The sequence below is a fragment of the Marivita cryptomonadis genome, from assembly GCF_002115725.1.
Taxonomy (GTDB): Bacteria; Pseudomonadota; Alphaproteobacteria; order Rhodobacterales; family Rhodobacteraceae; genus Marivita; species Marivita cryptomonadis.
In genome coordinates, this window is record NZ_JFKD01000081.1 from 1 (window position 1) to 1,071 (window position 1,071).

General features: G+C 51.5%; 1 protein-coding gene and 1 pseudogene. Both read right to left on the reverse strand.

Features of this window, described 5'->3' with window-relative positions; translation table 11 throughout:
- Nucleotides 1-760 (reverse strand): IS3 family transposase (locus MCRY_RS22355; RefSeq protein ID WP_139834170.1); only part of this gene is annotated, 760 nt, incomplete at its 3' end.
- Nucleotides 761-786: 26 nt separating this feature from the next.
- Nucleotides 787-1,071: pseudogene (locus MCRY_RS23700) on the reverse strand (IS3 family transposase); the annotation flags it as partial.

The following is a 1,071-nucleotide window of genomic DNA, read 5'->3' on the forward strand; positions in this document are numbered from 1 at the left end:
GCTTCACTTTGATTCGCTTATGGTTGTAGTAATGGATGTACTCATCCAGCCCCGCTTGCAACTGCTCCACGCTTTCAAAGCTTTCCCGATAGTAGAACTCTGACTTCAGCGTGCCGAAGAAACTCTCCATTGTGGCGTTGTCATGGCAGTTTCCTTTGCGTGACATGCTTTGCTCCAGCCCTGCTTTTTCTAGCCTCTCCCGGTACTTTGGATATCGATAGTGCCAGCCTTGATCTGAATGCAGCATTGGCTTGCCGCCCTCAGGTAAGCCTTCAATAGCTTTTTCCAGCATCTCGCCCACCAAGGCATATTGGGGACGTATTGCCGTCTGATAGGCCACGATTTCTCCGTTGTACAAGTCCAAAACTGGGGACAAGTACAGCTTTTTGCCGGCCACTTTGAACTCGGTGACATCCGTCACCCATTTCTGATTCGGTTGCTCAGCCTCGAACTGACGAGCCAAGGTGTTGGGCGACACTTCGCCCATCGGCCCTTTATACGACCTGTATTTCTTAGGCCGCACCGTGCATTTCAGACCCAGCTCCCCCATCAGTCGTCGTACCGTTTTACCGTTGATCAGCGATCTTTCTTTACGTAGTTCTAGCGTCATCCGACGGTAACCAAAGCGGCCCTTATGCTCGTTTTGGATGGTCTGGATAGAAGCTTTGATCGAGGAAAATCGGTCCGCAACGCCCATCGCCTTGAGTTGGTAGTAGTACGTACTTCGCGCAAGGCTCACTAGCTTGAGCAAGTCACGCAAGGGAAAGTGTTGCTTAAGCTCACTGACTAATCGGGCTTTTTCTTCTGTTCTTTCTCCCGCCTCATCACCGCCTCGCCTAACTCCCCAAGCTTTTTTAGATAAGCGTTCTCCATCCGTAGGTATTGGAGCTCATCAAGTAACGTCTTGTGCTCAGGCTCAGGGCTGGTGAGTGGGGCAGCGGTTTTGCGTGGTTTAGCAGGTGGTTTAGGCATAGCGGTGCTCAGTCCTCTTTTCCCTGACTCCAGGGCTTCAATACCGCCACTGTAATACTGCTGTTGCCATCTGCCCACCTGAGTGGAATCCCCCAAGTT